The sequence below is a fragment of the Anabaena sp. PCC 7108 genome (assembly GCF_000332135.1).
Lineage (GTDB): Bacteria > Cyanobacteriota > Cyanobacteriia > Cyanobacteriales > Nostocaceae > Anabaena.
The window spans coordinates 2,814,015-2,837,728 of the sequence record NZ_KB235896.1 but is presented as its reverse complement, the minus strand read 5'-3'; the positions used below and the strand labels follow the sequence as shown (position 1 = coordinate 2,837,728).

Annotated in this window: 18 protein-coding genes and 1 tRNA gene; 13 read left to right on the top strand and 6 right to left on the bottom strand. The window is 39.3% G+C overall.

Annotated features, from left to right (window positions below; genetic code table 11):
* Positions 1-2 precede the first annotated feature (2 nt).
* The 4 genes from ANA7108_RS0113400 to ANA7108_RS0113385 all read left to right on the top strand — a co-directional run bounded on the left by ANA7108_RS0113400 (position 3) and on the right by ANA7108_RS0113385 (position 3,512).
* The gene (locus ANA7108_RS0113400; RefSeq protein ID WP_016951311.1) at positions 3-767 is read left to right on the top strand and encodes an energy-coupling factor ABC transporter ATP-binding protein; all 765 of its coding nucleotides are present in this window, start codon (positions 3-5) and stop codon (positions 765-767) included.
* 142 nt (positions 768-909) lie between these two features.
* Positions 910-1,389: a hypothetical protein gene (locus ANA7108_RS0113395; RefSeq protein ID WP_016951310.1), complete on the top strand. Its 480-nt coding sequence runs from the start codon at positions 910-912 to the stop codon at positions 1,387-1,389.
* Between the two features lie 58 nt (positions 1,390-1,447).
* Positions 1,448-2,104, top strand: coding sequence for a DUF1361 domain-containing protein (locus ANA7108_RS0113390; RefSeq protein WP_016951309.1), 657 nt, complete (start codon positions 1,448-1,450; stop codon positions 2,102-2,104).
* A 241-nt stretch (positions 2,105-2,345) separates the two neighbouring features.
* Positions 2,346-3,512, top strand: a complete 1,167-nt coding sequence (locus ANA7108_RS0113385) for a hypothetical protein (RefSeq protein ID WP_016951308.1) — start codon at positions 2,346-2,348, stop codon at positions 3,510-3,512.
* A 622-nt stretch (positions 3,513-4,134) separates the two neighbouring features.
* Here ANA7108_RS0113385 and ANA7108_RS0113380 read toward each other — a convergent pair.
* A tRNA-Pro gene (locus ANA7108_RS0113380) sits at positions 4,135-4,208 on the bottom strand.
* Positions 4,209-4,334: 126 nt separating this feature from the next.
* Between ANA7108_RS0113380 and lipA the strand changes: the two genes are divergently transcribed.
* The 4 genes from lipA to ANA7108_RS0113360 all read left to right on the top strand — a co-directional run bounded on the left by lipA (position 4,335) and on the right by ANA7108_RS0113360 (position 8,775).
* Positions 4,335-5,204 carry a lipoyl synthase gene (gene lipA, locus ANA7108_RS0113375; RefSeq protein WP_016951307.1) on the top strand — a complete coding sequence of 290 codons (870 nt, stop codon included), beginning with the start codon at positions 4,335-4,337 and terminating at the stop codon, positions 5,202-5,204.
* Positions 5,205-5,267: 63 nt separating this feature from the next.
* Positions 5,268-6,218 (top strand): NAD(P)H-dependent glycerol-3-phosphate dehydrogenase, encoded by a 951-nt coding sequence (locus tag ANA7108_RS0113370; protein WP_026104170.1) that lies wholly within the window; start codon positions 5,268-5,270, stop codon positions 6,216-6,218.
* Positions 6,219-6,756: 538 nt separating this feature from the next.
* Complete coding sequence (sigC, locus tag ANA7108_RS0113365; RefSeq protein WP_016951305.1) at positions 6,757-8,007, top strand: RNA polymerase sigma factor SigC; 1,251 nt, start codon at positions 6,757-6,759, stop codon at positions 8,005-8,007.
* A 312-nt stretch (positions 8,008-8,319) separates the two neighbouring features.
* Positions 8,320-8,775, top strand: coding sequence for a Fur family transcriptional regulator (locus tag ANA7108_RS0113360; protein ID WP_016951304.1), 456 nt, complete (start codon positions 8,320-8,322; stop codon positions 8,773-8,775).
* 190 nt (positions 8,776-8,965) lie between these two features.
* Here the strand turns inward: ANA7108_RS0113360 and ANA7108_RS0113355 are convergent, their stop codons facing one another.
* The gene (locus tag ANA7108_RS0113355) at positions 8,966-10,075 is read right to left on the bottom strand and encodes a peptidoglycan-binding protein (protein ID WP_016951303.1); all 1,110 of its coding nucleotides are present in this window, start codon (positions 10,073-10,075) and stop codon (positions 8,966-8,968) included.
* A gap of 19 nt (positions 10,076-10,094) precedes the next feature.
* Complete coding sequence (gene cobN / locus ANA7108_RS0113350; protein WP_016951302.1) at positions 10,095-14,042, bottom strand: cobaltochelatase subunit CobN; 3,948 nt, start codon at positions 14,040-14,042, stop codon at positions 10,095-10,097.
* Between the two features lie 93 nt (positions 14,043-14,135).
* Here cobN and ANA7108_RS0113345 point away from each other — a divergent pair, with 93 nt between their 5' ends.
* The 4 genes from ANA7108_RS0113345 (at position 14,136) to ANA7108_RS0113330 (ending at position 19,553) form a co-directional block, all read left to right on the top strand.
* Positions 14,136-16,058, top strand: coding sequence for a GAF domain-containing sensor histidine kinase (locus ANA7108_RS0113345; RefSeq protein ID WP_016951301.1), 1,923 nt, complete (start codon positions 14,136-14,138; stop codon positions 16,056-16,058).
* 185 nt (positions 16,059-16,243) lie between these two features.
* On the top strand, positions 16,244-16,927 hold the full coding sequence (locus ANA7108_RS0113340) for an N-acetylmannosamine-6-phosphate 2-epimerase (RefSeq protein WP_255345029.1): 684 nt from the start codon (positions 16,244-16,246) through the stop codon (positions 16,925-16,927).
* Between the two features lie 111 nt (positions 16,928-17,038).
* Positions 17,039-18,157, top strand: coding sequence for a PLP-dependent cysteine synthase family protein (locus tag ANA7108_RS0113335; RefSeq protein WP_144052383.1), 1,119 nt, complete (start codon positions 17,039-17,041; stop codon positions 18,155-18,157).
* Between the two features lie 94 nt (positions 18,158-18,251).
* Positions 18,252-19,553, top strand: coding sequence for a hypothetical protein (locus ANA7108_RS0113330; RefSeq protein ID WP_016951298.1), 1,302 nt, complete (start codon positions 18,252-18,254; stop codon positions 19,551-19,553).
* On the opposite strand, the gene rppB is transcribed toward ANA7108_RS0113330, so the two are convergent.
* From rppB to ANA7108_RS0113315, 3 genes are all read right to left on the bottom strand, one after another.
* Positions 19,513-20,832 (bottom strand): two-component system sensor histidine kinase RppB, encoded by a 1,320-nt coding sequence (gene rppB / locus ANA7108_RS0113325; RefSeq protein WP_026104169.1) that lies wholly within the window; start codon positions 20,830-20,832, stop codon positions 19,513-19,515. The genes ANA7108_RS0113330 and rppB overlap by 41 nt on opposite strands.
* A gap of 129 nt (positions 20,833-20,961) precedes the next feature.
* The gene (rppA, locus tag ANA7108_RS0113320; RefSeq protein WP_016951296.1) at positions 20,962-21,648 is read right to left on the bottom strand and encodes a two-component system response regulator RppA; all 687 of its coding nucleotides are present in this window, start codon (positions 21,646-21,648) and stop codon (positions 20,962-20,964) included.
* A 58-nt stretch (positions 21,649-21,706) separates the two neighbouring features.
* Complete coding sequence (locus ANA7108_RS0113315; RefSeq protein ID WP_016951295.1) at positions 21,707-22,588, bottom strand: hypothetical protein; 882 nt, start codon at positions 22,586-22,588, stop codon at positions 21,707-21,709.
* 91 nt (positions 22,589-22,679) lie between these two features.
* On the opposite strand from ANA7108_RS0113315, the gene ANA7108_RS0113310 reads away from it, so the two are divergent.
* Positions 22,680-23,588 carry a metallophosphoesterase gene (locus ANA7108_RS0113310; RefSeq protein WP_016951294.1) on the top strand — a complete coding sequence of 303 codons (909 nt, stop codon included), beginning with the start codon at positions 22,680-22,682 and terminating at the stop codon, positions 23,586-23,588.
* The last annotated feature ends 126 nt before the right edge of the window (positions 23,589-23,714 follow it).

Below are 23,714 nucleotides of genomic sequence, written 5' to 3'. Positions count from 1 at the left end.
TTTTGACATCTCTAACATCTAATCCCCAAACTTCAATCTCTCCCCATCACAATGCTGTGATTGAGGTGAAAAATCTGGTATATGCCTATTCTCACGAGGAACCAGTATTAAACGAAATTTCTTTTAGCTTAAATGCAGGCGATCGCATCGCTCTAATGGGTGCAACCGGCTCAGGTAAAAGCACCTTACTAGAAACCCTAATTGGCTTAAAACATCCCCATAGTGGTGCAATTTTCATCAATGGCATTCCCGTAGAACCACGCACCTTACCCCAAATACGCCAGCAAATCGGCTTTACCTTCCAAGATGCCAACGACCAATTATTTATGCCCACCATCTTAGAAGATGTCACCTTTGGTCCACGCAACTACGGTATCTCACCAGCAATAGCAACTGATAAAGCCCGACAATTATTAGCTGATTTTGGTCTAGAAGCCTATGCTCATCGTTCCGCCCATGAACTATCAGGAGGACAACGACGTTTAGCCGCTCTAGCCACCATATTAGCCTTAGAGCCATCAATTCTCATTCTAGACGAGCCAACCAACGGACTTGATCCAGCATGGAGAAGACATTTAGCCCAAGTATTATTAAAATTGCCGGTGCAAGTAATGTTAATTGCTTCCCATGACCTACATTGGTTAGGTAGAGTTACTCAACGCGCTTTAGTTCTCTCTGCTGGTCAAATTCAAATAGATAGCGATATTCAGTCACTTTTGCAAGATGGGAATACTTTAGATCAGTTAGGTTTGCCCGTAGATTGGTAATTCGTAATTCGTAATTCGTAATTAATAACTCGAATTACGAATTTGTGGATTTAAAATTTCACCCAATTGATTTACACCACAATTGCTAAATTATTGGCTAGTATTAATGGGACTTTACTGCTGTTGAGAAATTAATAAATTAATGTTCATTTTACGTAAGTATACTATTATTGCTCCTGTTAGTCTCAGTATTGTTTTGTTGGTGACTGGTTGTAGTGAGAGTAAAATTTCCCAGTGTCAACGATTGATTAAAGCTGTCAACCAAGGTACATCTTTGATTGATACCAATAAAGGAAAACAAGTAACAACTAGTTTACAATTATCCAGAGATTTGAAAAATGTTACTAAATCAATTGGGGAATTACGGTTAACAGATCCCAAACTGAAAGAGTTTCAAAGCAAGTTCGTGAAAGTTTTTGATAATCTTAGTCAATCCATCTCCACAGCAGCTAAGGCTCTTGGTGCAGCTAAAACAGCAGAAGCATCATCTGCTGGGAGGGAAAAAATCCAAGAAGCCAGAGCAGATATTGACTCAGCACTGACAGCAGCAGCAAAAACGGCTGGTAAACAATCTGATACATTCGGGAATCAGCTGAATGAGTATTGTAGTCAACCCCAATAAAGAAGACAGGGATTGTTGATTTAATCAAATCACTCTATTTGAAGAAAACTTATTGCGTATGAAAGCAGAATTGATTGAACTGATAGCCAGAGTTACCCAAGTATTACAAATTAATATACGTTGGATGACTTGGAATTTATTTTTGGCTTTTATTCCCCTGGTTTTGAGTATTTGGTTATTTCGCACTAAACGCGGCCGCTCTTGGGTCTGGTGGCTAGGATTCTTGGCTTTCTATGCGTTTTTGCCCAATGCGCCCTATCTGTTGACTGATGTAATTCACTTAATTGATGATATCCGCAGAATTTCATCGGTCTGGATAATTACATTAGTGCTAATACCTACTTATCTGCTAGTAATTTTAGGTGGATTTGAAGCTTATGTCATCTCCCTGATCAATTTAGGTTACTATTTGCAACGCATTGGCAAAAATAAATGGGTTTTTGGTGTTGAATTAATTACTCATGCTCTTTCTGCTGTTGGGATTTATTGGGGACGGTTTTTGCGTTTCAACAGTTGGGATTTTATTACTCAGCCAGATGCCATATTGACTAAAGGTGTTGAAGAACTTTTTGGTAAACAGCCTTTGGTAATTATCTTGATTACCTTTGTGGTGCTTTCGGGTTTGTACTGGTTAATGAAACGTGTAACTTTAGGTTTCGTAAATAAAGGTATGAATTCACCAAGAACTAATCCTCACATTGCTAAAGCTGAATAAAAGAGAAGTTAGTAGTCAGGGCTTTAGCCCTATCAAACCTCACAAGAAAGGGAATTTTTACACAGCATAGAATTGGGCAACATAATTGGTGTGTATGGGTGAATTGTAAATCATATAATTCTATCTAAAGAAAGGAATATGAGAATGTAATTTCCGGTCAAAAGAAAGATGCAGTGATACCACAATAGAGGTTGAATAAATCTAGATTATTCCAATTTCTTAACGTGGACAAAATCAGAAGATGAAGCTATTGTCTATTGATGAACTCAAAACTTTAGTTGCAAATCCCGAACACCCTTGTGTATCTATGTATATGCATACCCATAAAGCCGGGTCAGAGATTCGACAAAATCCCATTCGCTTCAAAAATTTAGTTCGGGAAGCCGAGGAACGCTTAAATGCAATAGGAATAAGCCAAACTCAAGCTGCAAATCTGCTTACACCAGTTATGGAACTCGATAAAGTTGATTTCTGGGAACACCAAGATCAGGGATTGGTAATTTTTAGTTCCCAAAATTTATTTCGTTACTATTCTGTACCTATTGAATTTCCAGAATTGGTAGTTGTTGGTGAGCAATTTCATCTCAAGCCTTTACTGCATTTAATTAATAATGATGGGAATTTCTACGTTTTGGCTTTGAGTCAAAAAAAGGTGAGAATTTTTGCAGGAACAGCCCATAGTCTCCATGAAATTCAACTAGAAAATATGCCGAATTCTCTAGCAGATACTCTCATGGAAGATGAGTTACAAAAAGGTATCCAGCATAGAATTGGTATAACTAGAGGAGCAACTGCTTCTGCTCAACATCCAGGTTCTGTTCATGGACAAGGTAGTCCTGACCGAGAGAAGCATGAAGAAGATATTCTACAATTTTGCTACGCTATTGATGGAGCTATACATGAAAAGTTACGAGAAGAAAAAGCGCCTTTGGTATTAGCAGGAGTAGAGTATCTTTTGCCAATTTATCAACAAGCAAATACCTATCCTCATTTGTTAATAGAAGGTATTACTGGTAATCCAGAACTGTTGAATTTAAGAGAATTACATGATCAAGCTTGGAGAATTGTTGCACCATCGTTTCAGGAAAATAAAAAAGCAGCAATAGCACTTTATAACCAATTAGCTGGTGAAGGTAATAGCAAGGCTAATAGTGATATTAAAGAAATCATTCCTGCGGCTTACTATCACCGAGTTGATTATTTATTTATATCTGTGGGTGAACATAAATGGGGAAAATTTAATTTAGAAACAACGACGGTGGATTTACACACAGAAGCAGAAGCAGATGATGAAGATATGTTAGATTTTGCTGCTGTTCATACTATTTTAAATAGTGGCAAAGTTTACACTATCAAATCTCAAGAGATGCTAAATGAAGCAACGGTGGCAGCAATTTTTAGATATTGATAGAATATACATAAGGCTTGCTGATAGCGTAGCGTGGCGTTAGCCAGATAAATCTGAAAACTTTACAGGTAAAGGATTTTGGCCTGTTAGAAGTTAAAAAAGTGCGTCAGATATCAACAATCTGTTTATTTGCGGGATTTATGCAGTCTGACGCACCCTACAACAGATTTTTATTGTTACCCTTGCGTAAATTCTATAATTGTAGGCAAGCTTCGGCTTTACGCCGTGTGTTTGAGTATTTAAGAAGTTAATTTTTTTGGTAACTTCTGATAAATAACTAGGACTTACGCACTGTACGAATCTGCCATGATGTGAATGAACGAAATTGCGTCGTTTTCGCCTTTGGGAATCACTTATTGAGTAAGGTGCGTCAGATAGAGAGAATCTGTTTTTTGTGAAAATATCGTGTCTGACGCACCCTACAAGAAATATAATTCATATTACATATTTGAGGAATCTTGTCAATGCGTAAGTCATAATAACATCTAACCTCACAGAAATAACAGCTTTACCTTCATCCAAATGTGCGATTGCGAAGCGCAACTTAGGAATCGCTCTTTAATTATGATCATTAGGTATTTCATCAACGCGGATAAGTAATCCGGCAAAAGACACAATAAAATCGGGATGACTGGATTCGAACCAGCGGCCCCTTCGTCCCGAACGAAGTGCGCTACCAAGCTGCGCCACATCCCGTTATAAATATATAAATATCATTATGATGATATCATAAGCAGAAAAAAATCACAAATCATATATCTTTCACAGCGGTCTTTGCTTGCTAGGATTAAATGTGTATAACTTCAGTGGTAAAAGTGGATTGTGACTGTAAAACCAGACTGGTTGCGGGTAAAAGCGCCTCAGTGGGAGCGCGTTGGTAACGTTAAAGAAATTTTGCGGGATTTAGCTCTGAATACGGTTTGTGAAGAAGCATCTTGTCCCAATATTGGTGAGTGCTTCAATGCAGGAACCGCCACATTTTTAATTATGGGACCTGCTTGTACTAGAGCTTGTCCTTATTGTGATATTGATTTTGAGAAAAAACCTCAACCCCTAGATGCTACCGAACCCACACGACTAGCAGAAGCAGTCCGACGAATGCGGCTTAATCACGTTGTGATTACTTCCGTTAACCGTGATGACCTACCCGATGGTGGTGCATCTCAGTTTGTTAAGTGTATTACCGCAGTTCGTAGCGTCTCACCTAACACTACAATAGAGGTGTTGATTCCTGATTTATGCGGAAATTGGAATGCACTGGAAATTATTCTCCAAGCTGCACCAGAGGTACTCAACCACAACACAGAAACGATATCACGCTTGTATCGTCGGGTACGTCCTCAAGGTAATTATCAACGAACAATGGAGTTACTACAACGCTCCCGCCAAATTGCACCCAGCACATACACCAAATCGGGTATTATGGTGGGTTTAGGTGAAACTGATGTAGAAGTTCGTCAAGTCATGCAGGATCTACGAGCAGTAGATTGTGATATTTTGACCATTGGGCAATATCTCCAACCTAGTCAAAAACATTTGCAAATATCAGACTTTATCACTCCAGAACAATTTGCAGCTTGGAAAGTATATGGGGAAGAAATAGGCTTTTTACAAATTGTTTCTTCACCATTGACAAGAAGCTCTTATCATGCAGAGCAAGTTAGGGAATTAATGGAACGTTACCCTCGCTAGGAAAGGGGACGCGGGGACATGGGGGAAATCCCCAATTCCCAATCACGCAACTTGATTTTAATAATGACTACTCGAAAACCCAAAATCGAAAATCCAAAATTTGTTGTTATTCTGGGTGCTGGTGCTTGGGGTACAGCCTTAGCAAATTTGGCACAGATAAACGGTCATCAAGTATGCTTGTGGTCGCGTCAGAGTTCCCAGACTCTAGAAACAGTTTTATTCAATGCCGAAATCATCCTTTCGGCTATCTCTATGAAAGGTGTGAGTAGTGTCGCCTCTCTAGTTAAATCTTGTCCCTTGTCTCCAGAGACAATTTTTGTCACAGCCACAAAGGGACTAGAACCGCAAACTACCCGCACACCTTCGCAAATTTGGCAAACGCAATTTCCTGATCATCCAGTAGTGGTACTTTCCGGTCCAAATTTATCTCCAGAAATTGAACAGGAATTACCAGCTGCAACAGTAGTAGCCAGCAAAAATACGGCTGCTGCCCAAATGGTACAGCAAGTATTTTCTTCCAATCGATTCCGTGTATATACAAACCCTGACCCCGTGGGTGTAGAACTGGGGGGTACAATCAAAAATGTGATAGCGATCGCAGCTGGGGTATGTGATGGACTGCATTTAGGAACCAATGCTAAAGCTGCTTTAGTCACTCGTGGCTTGACAGAAATGGTTCGCATTGGTAACATCTTTGGTGCAAAGACGGAAACATTTTACGGTTTATCAGGTCTAGGGGATTTGTTAGCCACTTGCAATAGCCCCTTAAGTCGCAATTACCAAGTTGGATACCAATTAGCTTGTGGCAAAACTCTGACAAAAATTATAGCTAATTTACCAGGAACCGCTGAAGGAGTGAACACTTGCCGGGTTTTAATGCAAATATCCCAGCAGCAAAATATCCCTATCCCTATTACTGAACAGGTCTATCGTTTACTTGAGGCTGAGGTTACACCTCAACAAGCCCTGGATAAACTAATGTTACGAGATATCAAGCCAGAGTATATCCACTAAAGCTATGGCTTCTGTAACGCTGTGCTATCAGCATTATTTCGGAACTGACATCGGCTCATGACCAAATAATCACTAAAAAAAGTGCTAAATCGTCAGGAAATTACTTCCCTAGTCGTGTAAATATAACTATGTACTTTATAAACAGCAAAATTACTATGAATATGTTTATACCTGGTTATAAAAATAACGGTTAATTTAGCTCAAAAGTACAGTGTTAACTCAGTAATTACTAATTTACAGCCTAGTAACACTTTGGGGAATTTGTAACTTTTAACTACTGTTCCGTCAGGTCTTTAGGCGTTTCATTCACATGACTGGCTGATTCACAGCTATTGGTTCAATCTCAAGAACGATAGTTGCTGAACAAGCCAAGTAAAATGTAACAAAAATAACTAGTACAAGAATTTGCAAAGAATTGTACTGTAAACATCAACAATGTTCGTTCATCGTAAATTACGGGAACAATAGCAACAGTTGATTTTGCTGAACTAATTTTAGCTGACCGTAATCTATTGTTACCTGGAGCAATTAAGACATTATGCCAGCAACATCTTTTTACACAGATGCCGCCTACGATGCCCACAAGTCTAGCCCCACATTAGACTCTGATTTAACTATTGATGACAGTGACTTGTCTTTAGATGATTTGCAAGATATAGAAATAGCTGCTGTTGATTCTCATAATTTAGCCGCTAACAATAACCGTCGGAGTACAGACTTAGTACGTCTATATCTTCAAGAAATTGGTCGGGTGCGGTTGTTAGGTCGGGATGAAGAAGTTGCAGAAGCCCAAAAAGTGCAACGATATTTGCGAATGCGAATAGTTCTTGCGAATGCGGCCAAAGAAGGAGACGAAGTGATTGCACCCTATCTGAGATTAGTCGAAGTTCAAGAGCGTTTATCCTCTGAATTAGGACATCGCCCTTCCTTGGAAAGATGGGCTACTACTGCGGGGATTGAGTTATCGGATCTCAAGCCTACTTTGTCAGCAGGTAAACGTCGCTGGGCAGAAATTGCTAAGTTGACAGTAGAAGAACTAGAAAAAGTTCAGTCACAAGGACTCCAAGCCAAAGAACATATGATTAAGGCGAATCTGCGCCTGGTAGTTTCTGTGGCCAAGAAGTATCAAAATCGTGGCTTGGAATTGTTAGATTTAGTCCAAGAAGGGACTTTAGGTTTAGAACGAGCCGTGGAAAAATTTGACCCCACTAAGGGTTATCGTTTTAGTACTTATGCGTATTGGTGGATTCGGCAGGGAATTACCAGAGCGATCGCCACTTCTAGCCGCACAATTCGCCTCCCTGTACATATTACAGAAAAACTCAACAAAATTAAAAAAGCCCAACGTAAAATTGCTCAAGAAAAAGGTCGTACTCCCACCTTAGAAGACTTAGCAATTGAATTAGACATGACACCTGTGCAAGTCAGGGAAGTTTTGTTGCGTGTACCTCGTTCAGTTTCTTTAGAAACCAAAGTCGGTAAAGATAAAGATACTGAGTTGGGCGAATTGCTGGAGACTGATAGCGTCACTCCAGAAGAAATGTTAATGCGAGAATCTTTACAAAAAGATTTGCAAAATTTACTAGAGGATCTCACTAGCCGTGAGCGTGATGTCATCCTCATGCGTTTTGGTTTATCCGATGGTCATCCTTACTCATTAGCTGAAATTGGCCGCGCCCTTGACTTATCAAGAGAACGTGTACGACAAATTGAATCTAAGGCTTTACAAAAACTGCGCCAACCCAAACGCCGTAACCTGATCCGCGACTATTTAGAGTCTTTAACTTAGTACAGGGGGCAGAAGGTGAAAAGCTGCTGACATCAGCTTTTGCTACCTTTCTGGATTGAAGTTGTTGCCATCCTACTACATGAAGGGCTTGAACACTGAATAAGCTTGAAGGTTTTTGGTGACTCGGTTTTATGAGCAGTTTCTGTAAATGCAGTCACTGGCAACGGCCATACCAAATTCTAACCTTGAGATTTAAAATTGTCACCTGACAAATAACAAATAGCAAATATTCTCAATAAGCTATATTTGTTGCAAATCAAGCCTAAAATTTGTTATATTCTCAATTAACAGGCTTTGTTGAGAAAATTTAGTATGACTGTCTACACAACTGGTTCACTCAAGGCAGAACTAAACGACCGAGGCTGGCGTTTAACTCCACAGCGCGAAACAATTCTACACATTTTTCAAGAACTTCCGCAAGGTGAACATTTAAGCGCCGAGGATCTTTATCATCGCCTAGAAACTGACGGCGAAGGGATAAGTCTATCAACCATCTATCGGACTTTGAAGTTGATGGCGAGAATGGGGATTTTGCGAGAACTGGAACTAGGTGAAGGACATAAACATTATGAACTTAACCAGCCCTATCCCCATCACCATCATCACTTAATTTGTGTTAAGTGTAACACCACAATTGAGTTCAAAAATGAGTCAATTTTAAAAATTGGCGTAAAAACAGCCCAAAAAGAAGGTTTTCACCTACTTGACTGTCAACTGACAATTCATGCCGTTTGTCCCAAATGCCAAAGGGCATTAATGCCGCTTTAGCATCAGGGTGAGTCACCAGGCTAAAAACTCTGCGCGTCTTCGTGTTGCCCTATAATCGGTTAGTGGGGGAATCCTCTGCCCAATCTAAGCAGCTGCTAGTGGAATGAGGCAGTCTGGCTGGAGAAAAGAAAGTTTGTTGCATCAGCTTTTGATCATTTTTCAACTCGATAGTTATCTTTGTCGGACTGTGCTAAAAGCTGCCGCTGATGATATCACCGGAGCTAACGCCATAGAACTCTTGGGCGCGTTTGATTGCTTTTTTAGTGTCTTCTGCCATGATGCCGTTGATTGATCCCTTATAAAAACCTTTCTCCTGTAGTCGCATTTGAACTTCCAAAACACTAAAATCGCTGTTGGGTGAGATTTTAGCTAAGTGATGTAACTTAGAGCGGGTAGTAGTTCCAGCAATGCTGTTAGCTTCTAAGTGATGATGTTTTTGAAAGCGACTAACAGCATCTGCGGTGTAAGAACCATAGTAACCATTGGGTTGTCCGTCTAGATATCCGGCTTTGATTAATTGTTCTTGGAGAATTCTGACAGCTTCACCGCGATCGCCTAAACTGAGTTGATCTCGATTAACTTCCTTGTTTAGAGTATCTTCCCCACTTTCTGCATCTACTGGCGGTAATTTAGCCAGTGTAGTTGGTCCAACAATACCGTCAGCGCTTAACTTATAAGCTTTTTGAAATCGTTTAACAGCTTCCTCCGTAATTGGACCAAATATACCACTCGGATTCCCAAAATAAAAACCAGCAATTCGCAAGCGTGCTTGTAAAACTTTCACGTGTTCACCTTCATCACCTTTAGTAATGAGTTTGGGATTTTGACGCTTGTTAGTTACATAACTGGGATTACTGGTTGTAGTGCTTTGCGTTGGTGCTGTAGCAGTTTTGGTTGTTGTACTTTCTGGCGTTTTTTGCCAACTTTCTAATTTTTGCCAAGTTTTAACTTCAAAAACCCCATTAATCGGCAAACCAGCAGCTTTTTGAAAGTCTCGGACAGCATCTTCTGTAGAAGAGTCATAGACTTCAGTAATGGGATCTCGATAGAAACCGGCTGTGTTTAACTTTTGTTGCAGATTTTTGACAGAAGGGCCTTGATCGCCTTTTTCTAATGCCAAAACGCTACCCACAGAACTGAAAATAGAGAGAATTAACACAACGGGAAGCATATACTTCCAAGCCTTGCTAGAAAGGCGTTTCCAGTCTGGTATGGCGGCTGGGTGAAATAGAGAAGCTAATTCACCGAATTCACTATCTTCATAGGCAAAAGCTAGGTGCAAATACGCAATATTTTCCATATTTGTTTCCTAAACCACTTTATATTTCTTCAATTGCGGCTTCAGCTTGATGTACTAGGTTTCTTAAATCTGCCAAGGTCTGTGTGCTGACATCCTGCCATAAACCGCGCTGATGTGCTTCTAATAGTCTTTCGGAAATATCACGCAACGCCCACGGGTTCTTTTCTTGGATGAATTCACAGACAATTGGATCTTGTAAATATGCCTGGACGATACCCTGATACATATGATCTTCTACACATTGAGCGGTAGCATCGTAGGCAAATAAGAAATCTACAGTCGCGGCCATTTCAAATGCACCCTTGTAACCGTGACGCATAACTCCCGCAATCCATTTGGGATTAACTACACGAGAACGATATACCCGCGCAATTTCTGCTTTGAGTTGGCGGACTTTTGGCTGGCTGGGAATGGAATTGTCACCAAAATAGGTTTGAGGATTTTTTCCTTGGAGAGAACGCACCGCTGCGGTTAAGCCACCCTGAAATTGGTAATAATCATCAGAATCGAGTAAATCGTGTTCCCGGTTGTCTTGATTGTGCAGTACAATTTGCATTTGCTTCAAGCGTTGCTCAAATGCTTCCATAGAGGTGACAGGTGACAGGTGACAGGTGACAGTATTATTATCTTCCGTTGTCTGTTTACTCTTCTCTGTTCCCTGTTCCCTGTTCCCTGTTCCCCCAGAATAAGCGTAAGAACTCCAATTCATGTAAGCGCGGGCTAAATCCTGATCATCTTGCCAATTTTGGGAGGCGATTAAGCCTTGGAGTCCTGCACCGTAAGCACCTGGTTTAGAACCAAAGACACGATATTGCGATCGCTCTTGTGCCGCTTCTAAACTTAAACCCTCTTGAGTCCATAAGTCAGTATCTTGACGAACTGCTTCTGCTAAAGGGTTTTCATCTGTCGGTTCATCTAATGCGGCTACGGCTGTGACAGCTTGGGAAAATAAATCAATCAAGTTGGGAAAAGCATCTCGGAAAAATCCTGAAATTCTTAAAGTCACATCCACACGGGGACGACCCAAAATAGATAAAGGCAAAATTTCAAAATCTACTACTCTTCTGGCTGCACCATCCCAAACAGGTTGAACACCGATTAAAGCCAAAGCCTCAGCCATATCATCGCCACCAGTTCGCATGGTAGCAGTTCCCCATAATGATAAACCTAAAGTTTTAGGATATTCTCCATGTTCTTGGGTGTAGGTTTCAATCAGGCTTTCGGCGGCGTTTCTGCCAACATCCCAAGCGGTTTCTGTGGGAATGGCGCGAATATCCACGGCGTAAAAGTTCTTACCTGTGGGGAGGACTTCTGGACGGCCACGTGTGGGTGCGCCAGAAGCTGCGCTGGGAATATATTTTCCATCTAGTCCGCGTAAGAAGTTGGTGATTTCTTCGGTGGTTTTTTGCAGTGCGGGGAGGAGTTTGGACTGTATCCAGTCGAGAGTAGTGGTGACGGAGGATGGCTGGAGAGGGCGGGGAGACCCCGCCCCTACGGGGGACTGGGAATTTATGAGTTCTTCGACTAAAAAGGCGGCTTCTGCTTCTAGGAGTTCTACTACATCGCCGATGATGTGGCAAGAGTTTAGCCTCTCACAAAGGCGAGAAGGTGCAGAGAGAGGGGTTGAAAAATCATCCGTGAGGGGGTCTATATCTAAGCCCCATTCTTGGGCTATGGCGCGGGTAATGCCGATGGAATGGCGGTTGGGGAGGCGGGCGATCGCTACTATTAAGTCTCGTAGTTGTGTACCTTGGGGACATTGACCGAAAATGTGGAGTCCATCGCGGATTTGGGCTTCTTTGAGTTCGCACAAATAGCCATCTAGGGAATTTAAGATTAAGGTTTCAAAATTTAAGATGTCTTTTGCGTCGGTAATTCCTAAGTCTTTATAGAGATTTTCTTTGATGACTAATTCTTGAATGCGATCGCGTATTGTTGGTAAACGGGTAGGATCTAAACTTGCGGCTTCGTAGTATTCATCAATTAAATTTTCTACCTGTTGCAATGCACCATATAATTGAGCGCGAGTCATTGGCGGTGTGAGATGGTCAATAATTACTGCTTGGGCGCGGCGTTTAGCTTGAGAACCCTCACCAGGATCATTGACAATAAACGGATATAGGTGAGGCATAGCTCCAAAAGCAACTTCAGGATAACAAGTTTTAGATAAGGCAATACTTTTACCAGGTAGCCATTCTAAGTTTCCATGTTTACCGACATGAGCGATCGCATCAGCCCCAAAACAACTAGAATTTTTTTCCCGCACCCAATAGTAAAAAGCCAAATAAGCGTGAGTAGGCTCCAAATCCGGCGCATGATAATTCAAACTAGGGTCAAGATCATAACCCCGTGAAGGCTGAATCCCCACAAAAACATTACCAAATTGAATCCCACAAATAGCTAAAACCTCCTCATCCTCTGCGACCTCTGTGCCTCTGTGGTTCGTTTCTCCAAAAAATCCCCAACGGCCACTAATACCTTCCTGCACAGTTTCTGGTAAACCAGCAAAATACTCTCGATATTCTTGCGCCGAAAGACCTTGCTGTATTGGTTTCCAATCTTTTCCTTCAGGATCATTAGTAACGCCAGATGTGAGAAGTTGAATTAATTCATCACCAGTCGCTGGGATATCTCCGACTTCATAACCAGCCAACTGTAAAGCTTTGAGAATTTCCACACAACTAGCAGGAGTGTCAAGTCCTACGCCATTAGCAAGGCGACCATTGGTGTTGGGGTAATTTGCTAAAATTAGAGCTATGCGGCGTTCTTGGGGCGTTTTTTGGCGTAATCTTACCCAATTTGCGGCTAATTGAGCGACAAAATCAATGCGATCGCTCTTTGGTTCATAAATTACCACATCTGTTTCTAAATCATTATTGCGAGTTTGCAAACTTTTAAAGGACACAGCCCGACTAATAATCCTCCCGTCTACCTCTGGTAATGCCACATTCATCGCCATATCACGGGGTGTCAAACCTTGTGACTGTGACTCCCACTGTTCCACGGAACTAGCACAGAGAATTACTTGTAAAACGGGGACATCTAATTTTTCCCAAAGTTCGATTTGCGGTGTTTCTGTTTCCAACCGTGCTAGGGAAAAACTGGTGGTATTGAGTAAACAATCAATATGCTGTCCATCTTTCGGCTGAAATAACTCATACAACTGTTCACTCACACCAGGTTCACGCAACGAAGAAACAAACACTGGTACAGGTTGTAAATTTTTTTCTACTAAAGCCGCACATAAAGCATCAATAACCTTAGTATTTCCCGCCAAATAATGAGCGCGGTAAAACAAAATACCAACTTTAGAAGGTGACAGGTGACAGGTGCTACGCCACGGTGACAGAGTAGAAGTGGAAGTGGAAGAAGTAGAAGAAAATTCTTCCCCAGTCCCCAGTCCCCAGTTCCCAATCCCCAACCTCTCATACATTCCCACACGAGGAACAGGTTGTGGTGGTGGGGGATTAAACGAGGTAGAGAGGGCTGTATCAGCGATAAATTGGAGGGCGTTCAGGAAATTTTCAATACCACCTTCCTGAAAGTATTGCCAAATTTGCTTAACAATTTCTAAAGAAATCGTAGATTTAGAGATTAAATCAAGATCAAGTCCGTCGTCTCCTGGCATTACAATAAGGGTTGTACTATTACGTTGCACAATTTCTTGTACCACTTCCAAGCCATAACCCCAGTAAGAACTTCCACCAATTAAACGGAGAACGATCACTTGGGCTGATTCTAATACTTGTTCAGCATAAGCATCTATACTTATTTGTTGTTGTAGTTGTAACAGGTTGGCTACTCTAATTTGTGGAAATTGGGCAGGTAATTTGGTAACGACAGCTGCTAGGGTTTGAATGTCGGTATCGGCAGCCGTGATTAACACGAAAGGTGATGGGGTTTGTTCAAGGAAAATTACGCCTTCCGACTGATTCCATCCCCCTGGTGTAGCACTTATACGATGCATAATTCTCTTTTACCGTTTTACACTGTTGGTTAGTACACAATCAAAAACAACTTCTAAATCCAGCATTTAGCCCCTCTCACCACATTTTTGAAAATGCTTATTTCTCCTGATTTGGGCTTTTCTCGAACCTTGCCTTTAAGTGTATTTAATCAGCTTGGAGAATTATTACAGCAAATGGTTCCAGCGGTAGAAAGTGATGCTTTAGTGCTGACCGAAGCTGTACTGGTTCGGATAAAACTGCCTGTAGAATGGCAAGAACAAAGGTTTAAACTGGTGGTTTCTCAGGGATTTAATGCACTGTTGGTGGGAACCCAAAAGCTGGAAAATCAAGAAATTGACTCAGCCCTAAATGCTAGTTTGACATTTAATCAGGAAGCGATCGCATCTTTTGTCTCTAAATTGCGAAATTTGTTTGAGTCTAATTCTGACACATACCAAAATCTTGAGCAATATCAGCAACTTCTTGCTCCTAATGATGCCACACTCCAAAGTAAATTTACGCTGTTATTATTAGAATATCTGCTCCCTGATTTCAACATAGATTTAACAGTACCTGCCAATTTAATTTCTCCAGAGAATTTTAGTTGTCAGTCGGTGGAAAATGCCTTGATAAAACAGATTGCTCAAGAACGTCTGTTAAATCAAGTAAATACACAAATCCGCAAAAGCCTAAATTTGCCAGTAATTATGGCAACGGCAATTACACAAGTACGTGAATTTCTAGAATTAGATAGATTAGTAATTTATAAATTTGAGCCGCTTAAAGTCAAGACTCAACATACACAAGATTTAATCCTAAGTTCAGTTAATTCTCAATCCTTAGAACAGAATAATGAAAATTGCTGGGGTTGTATAGTTTATGAAGCCCGTGCTACAGACAATATTACCTCTGTGTTAAATTTTCAAGAAAAAGAATGTCTGACGCGCATTTCTCACTGTTGGGAAAAATATCGTCAAGGTTTTATCTTAGCTGTTGATGATGTGGAAAAAACCTATGCACTGGAAGTGTGTTTATTAAATTTTTTAAGGACAAACCAAATTCGGGCAAAATTAGCAGCCCCAATTATGTTTGAAGAAAAACTTTGGGGGCTTTTAATTGCTCACCAATGTCATGTTCCTCGTGTATGGCAAGAAAGTGAAAAAAACTTATTAAATTCAATTGCAGAACAATTAGCGATTGCTATTCATCAAAGTGATTTAATGCATTCTTTACGAGATGCTACGCAAACACTAACTCAAGAAAAACAAACTTTAGAACAACGAGTGATTGAACGGACTATGGCAATGCGGGAAGCACTACTAGCCGCAGAAGCCGCCAGTCGTCTCAGAAGTGAATTTCTGGCTACAATCAGTCATGAATTGCTCACACCTTTAACTTATGTGATTGGGATGTCTTCGACATTATTACGTTGGCCTTTGGGTGAGTTAAGCCAACGACAACGTAATTATTTACAAACTATCCATGACAGTGGTGAACATTTATTAGAAATGATTAATGACATCCTCGATTTATCACAAATTGAGGCTGGTAAAGCAATATTAAATATTTCTGAATTTTCTTTGATCAAAACAGCAGAAAATGCACTAGAATCATTATCAGAAAAAGCAAACAGCGAAAAAGTTACTCTTAAACTCGATTTACAAATTAACCCTTTGCGCGATTTATTTACTGCTGATTCTGGAAGAGTAGAACAAATTCTCTGGAATTTATTAGCTAATGCTATCAAGTTTACTCCCGCAGGTGGCAGCGTTACTTTGCGTTTGTGGGTAGAAGATGACACTGCTGTTTTTCAAATTGAAGATACTGGTATTGGCATCCCAGAAGATCAATTACCACTACTATTTGAAAAATTTCAGCAACTTGATACACCCTATCGTCGTCGCTATGAAGGTACAGGAGTTGGTTTAGCTTTAACTAAACAAATTATAGAACTTCATCGCGGTCGAATTGAAGTAGAATCGACTGTAAGCATAGGTTCAATTTTTACTATCTGGATACCAAATCAATTAAAATAATTCGTAATTCGTAATTCGTAATTCGTAATTCGTAATTCGTAATTCGTAATTCGTAATTCCTAATTTGTAATTCCTAATTTGTAATTCCTAATTTGTAATTCGTAATTCGTAATTCGTAATTCGTAATTTGTAATTCCTAATTTGTAATTCGTAAATTGAATTAAACTCCCAGAATTTGTTAAACAATTAAAAATCAAAAATCAAAAATGACTAATTTACAAAAAGGATTAATTGTTTCCTGTCAAGCACCTGTAAATTCTCCATTACATGATGCTTATGTAATTGCAGCAATGGCGCAAGCTGCTGTTAATAATGGTGCTGTTGGCGTGAGAATTGATACGCCAAATCATATTAAAGCTGTGAGAGAAAAAGTACAAGTACCAATTATTGGACTCTGGAAACAAGTCATAACCGGTTCTGATGTTTACATTACACCACAGTTTCATCACGCTGTAGCTGTGGCACAAGCAGGTGCAGATATTATTGCTATAGATGCTACGATGAGAAATCGTCCTGGTGATGAAAAATTAATTGATATTATTAACAGTATTCATCAAGAATTGGGTAAACCAGTTATGGCAGATGTAGATACATTTGCCGCAGCAAAATTAGCTGTTGATGCTGGTGCTGATATAGTGGGAACTACTCTAGTTAGCTACACTACAGAAACTAAAAATTTTGCTCCTCCTGGTTGGGAATTACTCACCCAAATCATAGAAAATCTTGATACTTTTGTTATTTGTGAAGGCGGTATTTCTTCACCAGCAATGGCAAGAAAAGCCTTAGATTTAGGTGCTGATGCTGTTGTTGTGGGTGGGGCAATTACGGGAATTGATTTGTTAGTTAAAGCTTATAATTCTGCATTATAAGCTATTTCCATATAAGAGAAATCAACCCACATTTAGCATTACAGGAACTAAAAACTTATATTTAGTTGACCAATTTCATCTCTATTTCATCTAGGGTTGGCATTTTTGGAGATGAACAGTATTTGGCTATTAATGATGGTTACTTACTCTCCAGAATCAACCTTCAGAAGCAGCTTACCAACATCACCGCTATTTAAAACGGTAACAGAAGCGTTAGGTAAAGTTCCCATAGTTCAATTAAATCGAATTCACCCCAGTTGTCAACATCATCATTTATATTTAAAATTAGAATCTTGTAATCCCGGTGGGAGTATTAAAGAAAAAAATGCGGCTTATCTGGTGAATGAAGCCGAAAAACAAGGTTTATTGCGGCCAGGAGGTACAATTGTTGAATCTAGTTCTGGTAACTTTGGCATTGGGTTAGCCATTGTCGGTGCAACTAAGGGTTACAGGGTGATGATTGTCATTGATGCGAAAACTCCTGTAACAATGCGGAGAATGCTTACTGCTTATGGTGCAGAATTAGTAGAAGTGCCTCTGAGTGCGGCTGATGCTCAAGGTTCGATGCAGGTAGCAAGAATGGCAAAAGCTCAGGAATTAGCCACAAATATTGCTGGTGCTTGGTATCCTTGTCAACATAAAAATCCTAGTAATACTGATGCCCATGAACTTTGGACAGCGCGGGAAATAGAAGCTGCTTTTGGTGGTGCGCCGGATGCTATCGCTATTGGAGTCAGTACAGCCGGACAATTAGGCGGTATCAGTCGCTATTTTAAACAGTATTATCCCCAAACCAGAATTATTGGTGTTGATGTGGCAGGATCGGCTATTTTTGGTACACCCAGACACCCCTATAAGATGACTGGACTGGGTTTATCCTTCGTTCCCCCCAATTTTGACCCGCAAGTGTTAGACGCGGCTTATAGCGTTGATGATAGGCTGGCGTTTTCGGTTTGTCATGCTTTGGCTAAACAGGAAGGAATGCTTTTAGGTGCTTCCACTGGTGCAATTGTCGCCGCAGCTTTAGCGGATGGCCAAAGATTTACTAAACCTCAAACTATGTTACTACTTAATCCTGACCGAGGCGATCGCTATCTCGAAACAGTTTACAATGCTGATTGGTTAACTGCACAGGAAATTACAATCCTCGAAAATACCAATTTAACGACAGCAATTGCGAATCTTCTACCTGTACCATTGGATATTGTTGGTAGGAGTCAAGAGTCATAAAGATAATTTTCTCACGCAAAGGCGCAAAGGCGCAAAGGGTAAGAGTTTAAAAGTTAGATTTTTGCGCTTTTTGCACACATAGCTTCGTGATGATATGAAATTACAAGAACCCCAATCTCAACCAGTTAGTTTAGGGACTTTATGGCGGGAATTTCTGCCTTTATCCCTCAGTGATGTGACTATGGCCTGTGGTGATCCGATGATGACCACTACATTAGCTCATCTTCCTGATGCTCAAATTAACCTGGCGGCTGTAGGTATTGCTAAATCTTTGGCGATATTTTTTGAAAGTCCGATTATTATGATTCTGCACGCTGCTAACGCTTTGGCTGGTTCTCAAGATTCACGCAAAGCATTATGGCGGTTTACTTTATTGGTAGGTGGAGGACTAACTTTTTTATTAAGTTTGTTAGGAATACCGATCATTTTTAATTTTGTGGGTGTGAGTCTGTTGGGGATTCCATCAGCAATGTTAGCTACAGTTAGTCAAGTATTATTACTAATGGGCGGTTGGCCATTTGCGATCGCTTGGCGGCGTTATTTTCAAGGATTATTAATTTATCATGGTCAGCCTGGTGCTTTAGCAAAAGCCAGTATTTGCAGACTATTAACCTTAGCAGTAGTTCTAATTATCGGCTTTTTATTACAAATATCTGGCGGTGTCCTAGCTGGATTAGCCCTCATTGCTGGCGTGATAGTAGAAGCTATAGTTGTCACATTTTTTGCCTATCGTTCTGGGGCAATTTTACCACCGGAAATAGAACAGCCTAATTTACCTCAAAACTTAGCACAGGTGTGGAAATTCTATTTTCCTTTGGCTAATTCTATGATGGTGGTATGGGGAGGAAGGGCGATATTAATTAGCATTCTTGCCCGCGCTGAAGATGCGACAATTGCCATTGCTGCTTGGTCTGCGGCTTGGGGGTTGGTTCTGGTAATTGCCAATTCTACCCGCATGGTACAGCAAATGGTGATTAAATATCGTCATCAAGTGAGCGATCGCCAATTACTGACTTTTGCCATCAGTGTTGGTGGTGCTTGTTCCAGCTTACTATTATTGATGAGTTTAACACCAATAGGCGATCGCATTGTTCAAAGTTTTATCGGTAATGATCTCACCCTCGCTAAAAGCATTAAACCAGTTCTTTTAATATGTACAATTGTCCCATTATTTGTGGCTTTACAAAATGCAACTCAGGGGTTTTTAGTCAGCGAAAATCGCACAGGACACGTCAATCTATCTACTTGGTTAGGAACAGGAACTTTATTAATAATTGCTACTTTTGCTATTAACAAAGGCATGAATGGGGCAATGGCTGCCGCTATAGCCATGATTACGTCTATGTTAGTTGAAGTTACCTGTTTACTTTGGAAACGAGTGGCAAAGTCACAGTAAATGTACTGCCATTATCTACAAGACTTTGTACTTCTAATTTGCCTTTGTGAGTTTGGACAATTGCCAAAGAAATAGCTAAACCTAAACCCGAACCTCCTGTATTTCGAGAACGATCTGCATTGACTCGATAAAAGCGATCAAAAATATGGGGAATATCAGCAGCAGGAATACCAATACCTGTATCTTTGATAGTAATTATACCTTGATTATCATTGGTTGTCAGATTAATTTTCACTTCCCCACCAACGGGGGTATATTTAATAGCATTACTAACTAAATTTAGCAACATTCGATAAATTTGACTTTCATTACCTTGAATATAAAAACAAGCTTGATCAGGAACATGACTAAATAATAAAACCTCTGCATTCATAGCCAAACATAATAATTCTTCTTCTACATCTGCAACTAGATCATTTAAACAAATTTGTTGTATTTTTACTTCCTGTAAACCACTTTCCAACCTAGATAATAATAACAAATCTTGGGTTAAAGTGACCAATCTTTTAATTTGTCTCTCAAGTGCTTTTTGAGTTTCTTGGTTAATTGAATTTGTTTCAACAATTGTTTGTAAAGATGTAATAGGAGTGCGTAACTCATGAGCGGCATCAGCCGTAAATTGTTCTAATTTTTGATATGATTTTTTAATAGGGAGCATAGCTAAACCTGCTAACCACCAACCCCCACTACCAATAATAATCATAGCAGTAGGAATACCCAATAATAACAACAAATGTAGACTATTCATATAATCATTTAATCGTTGTATGGATCTGCCAACTTGTAAATATCCCCACAATTGATTATTGTTAATTTTTAAAGGCATTAAATGTAAATGATATAGTTCACCATTGCGATTTCTGATATCATAAGAATGATGAAGTTTAATATTATCAGTAAATTCATCAGGATCATGATTAATAGCAGCAATAGCTTCACCTTTGGAATTTAATAACCTAACATAATGACCTTGTAATAATAAACTCATCACTGCTGATTCAGATTTTATTTTTACACAAGATTGTTTTTCAAAACAAATTTCTGGAAAAGATTTTCTAATATTAAGAGGTAAAATTCCTGGAGTTTTTAACTGAGTTTTCAGTTTATCTTCAAATACCTTTCCCAAAACTTCTAATTCTCGATCAAGAGTGCGAGTAAAAGCTTTTACCATGACAATATGAGCGATATAACCACATATTAATAAAGTTGTACCCATAACCCCAGCATAGGTAATAGCTAATTTAAAACGAGAATTATTAAATAGTGAATTATTATTCATAAAAATTGAGATTTTATAACTGTAAAAATCTAATAAAAATGTAGGTTGGGTTAAGCGATAGCGCAACCCGACACAGTTTTATAATTTTGGGTTATTCTCAACCCAACCTACAACTGTTGCATAGTTAATTTAAACAGAAAAACGATAACCAAAACCCCGAATAGTTTCAATCGCTGTAGGAAAACCGCATTCTAATAATTTGCGTCGTAATAATCTTATTTGTGCAGCAACCACATTACTCACAGTATCACTTTCAAAATCCCACAATCTGGCGCGAATTTGTTCATGAGTTAGTATTTGTTGAGGATGCTGCATAAAATATTCTAGCAGTTGAAATTCTTTGGCTGTGAGGATAATAGGTGAAGAATTTTTACTATTTAAATTCACCAGTGAAAAATTACCGTAATCTAACATTAAACCATCTACTTGTAACTGCGGTGGTTGGAAATTTGGCGATCTTCTTTGTAATGCTCTTACCCGCGCCAATAATTCTTCCATACCAAATGGTTTAACAAGATAATCATCTGCTCCCGCATCTAAACCAGTTACACGATCATTCATACTATCTCTTGCTGTTAATAACATAACTGGTAATTGATTTTTCTGCGCTCTTAATCTTTTACATATTTCTAATCCTGATAACTTGGGTAACATCCAATCTAAAATCGCAATTTCATATCTTTGTGGTATTGTATTCAGATAATCCCAAGCCGTCTCTCCATCTTCTGCCCAATCTACTATATAATCACGCTGGGTAAGAGCATTATGAATGCTAACACCTAAATCATGTTCATCTTCAACTAATAATAAACGCATAATTAAAAATTGTTTTTTTGATCTAGTCAGTAGTTGAAAATTCTCAATATATCAAATTTCATCGTTTAAAAATTAGCATTTGATTACCAACAACTGGACTACGTGCTACTAGCTTATCTTGAAAATCAATAATTTCTAAATGGCTGAAATTTAGTTCTTGAGAACGTTGTAATATATCCGCAGCTAGTTTATCTTGTTGAGATTTTTCTAGCTCATACCAAACATCACTAATTTTGATAGTTAAATCACCGGTACGGAAATTGGCTTGAATAGATTTTATCAGTTTAGAAGAAATGCTTTCACTTTCGCTACTTTTTAAGGAAATACTAATGTCTGAAAACTGATTTTCAATAGCCGCAATTAAAGCTTGTTCTGGTGTTAATTCTATAATTGGTGTTGGTGTAGGTTCGGGAATTGGTTCTTGCGTTGGTTCTGGTTCTGGAATTATTGTGGGTTCGGGAATTAGTTCTGGTTCTTGTGTCGGTATGGGTTCTGGTTCAGGAATTGGTTCTGGGGAAGCAGTTACAGTTGGTATGGGTGCGGGAACTTCCTCAACTGAGGGAAGATTTGTTACTTCAACAGGTTTAGAAGTGAATAAAAATGCAGTTGTTCCCACTATTCCCACAGCAATTACCGCAAAAATTCCTGTCAAAACTGTATCTGACAAATTATTTGATATATTTGATGGTAAAAATAAACGAAATGTCCTCAAAAATCCATCCCACCCGGACAGTATCCTTTGTAAAAAATTGGGCTTCTTCTCCGCAGTTAGAGTCTGTTTAGTCTCTAGTTTTACCACAGTGGTTTCTAAAACCCCAATCGTTCCCCTCAAAATTTGGATAATTGTTGTCTTCCAAATTGACTGATTTGTCTGGTATTCTTGTGGGGAAGGCTGATTTTTTTCCTCATTCCTTTGTTTTCGTCGGTTGTCTGGTGACATGGAACTTTCCCTCAAATTAGCAAATCAAAAACATAGAAATTACATTTTGACTATCATCATTTATTGTGCCATTTATTGGATTTATTGATTTATGAAACTTAACCGTCGTCAATTTTTATTTTTAGGTAGTCTTAGCGCTATTGGTACAGGATTTACAGGTTGGAAACTAGTTGGTCAAAATTCTGAAAATATTCTTGTAGATTCAGTAATCGCTGCTACCCCAAATAAAAAAGATTTACTATTACGTTTTGTGTCTGTAGCTGATACCGGAACTGGTGCTAGAGGACAGTATTCTGTAGCAAAAGCTATGAATTTTTATCACCAAAAAAATCCATATAATGTAGTAGTTTTAGCTGGTGATAACATTTACAATAACGGCGAAATTGAGAAAATCAATGCAGTTTTTGAACGTCCTTATCAACCTTTGCTGAAAAATGGCGTGAAATTTCATGCTTGTTTAGGTAATCATGATATTCGTACTGATAATGGAGTTCCCCAAGTTAAATATGCTGGCTTTAATATGAAGGGGCGTTATTATACGTTTAGTCAAGATAAAGTTCAGTTTTTTGCTTTAGATACTAACGGTAATGCTGATTGGAAAAATCAGTTAATTTGGTTAGAGAAAGAATTAAGTTTAAGTAAAGCTGATTGGAAAGTTGTGTTTGGTCATCATCCAATTTATTCATCTGGTCATTATGGGAGTAATGCTAATTTTATTAAAATTTTTACTCCTCTGTTTCAAAAATACAATGTTCAACTTTATATCAATGGTCATGAACACAATTATGAACGCACTCGTTCTATTAATGGAACTACCTATTTAATTTGTGGTGCTGGCGCGGGTAATCGTCCTATTAGCCGTTCTGAGTTGACTGAATATTCGACTAGTAATTTGAGTTTTGCGGCTTATGATGTGTATACAGATAGAATTGAGGTGAGTGGTATTGGTGTTGATAATCGTGTTTTTGATCGGGGTGTGATTAAGTTGAGGAGTGTTTAGATATAGAGGTTTTTTCTCACGCAGAGACGCAGAGGCACAGAGAGGAGTAATGATTGATAAGTGTTTAGGAAATCAAATAAATTGTCCGCAACAGTGAGTTGTACGTTCAATTTCAGTTTCAGTGAA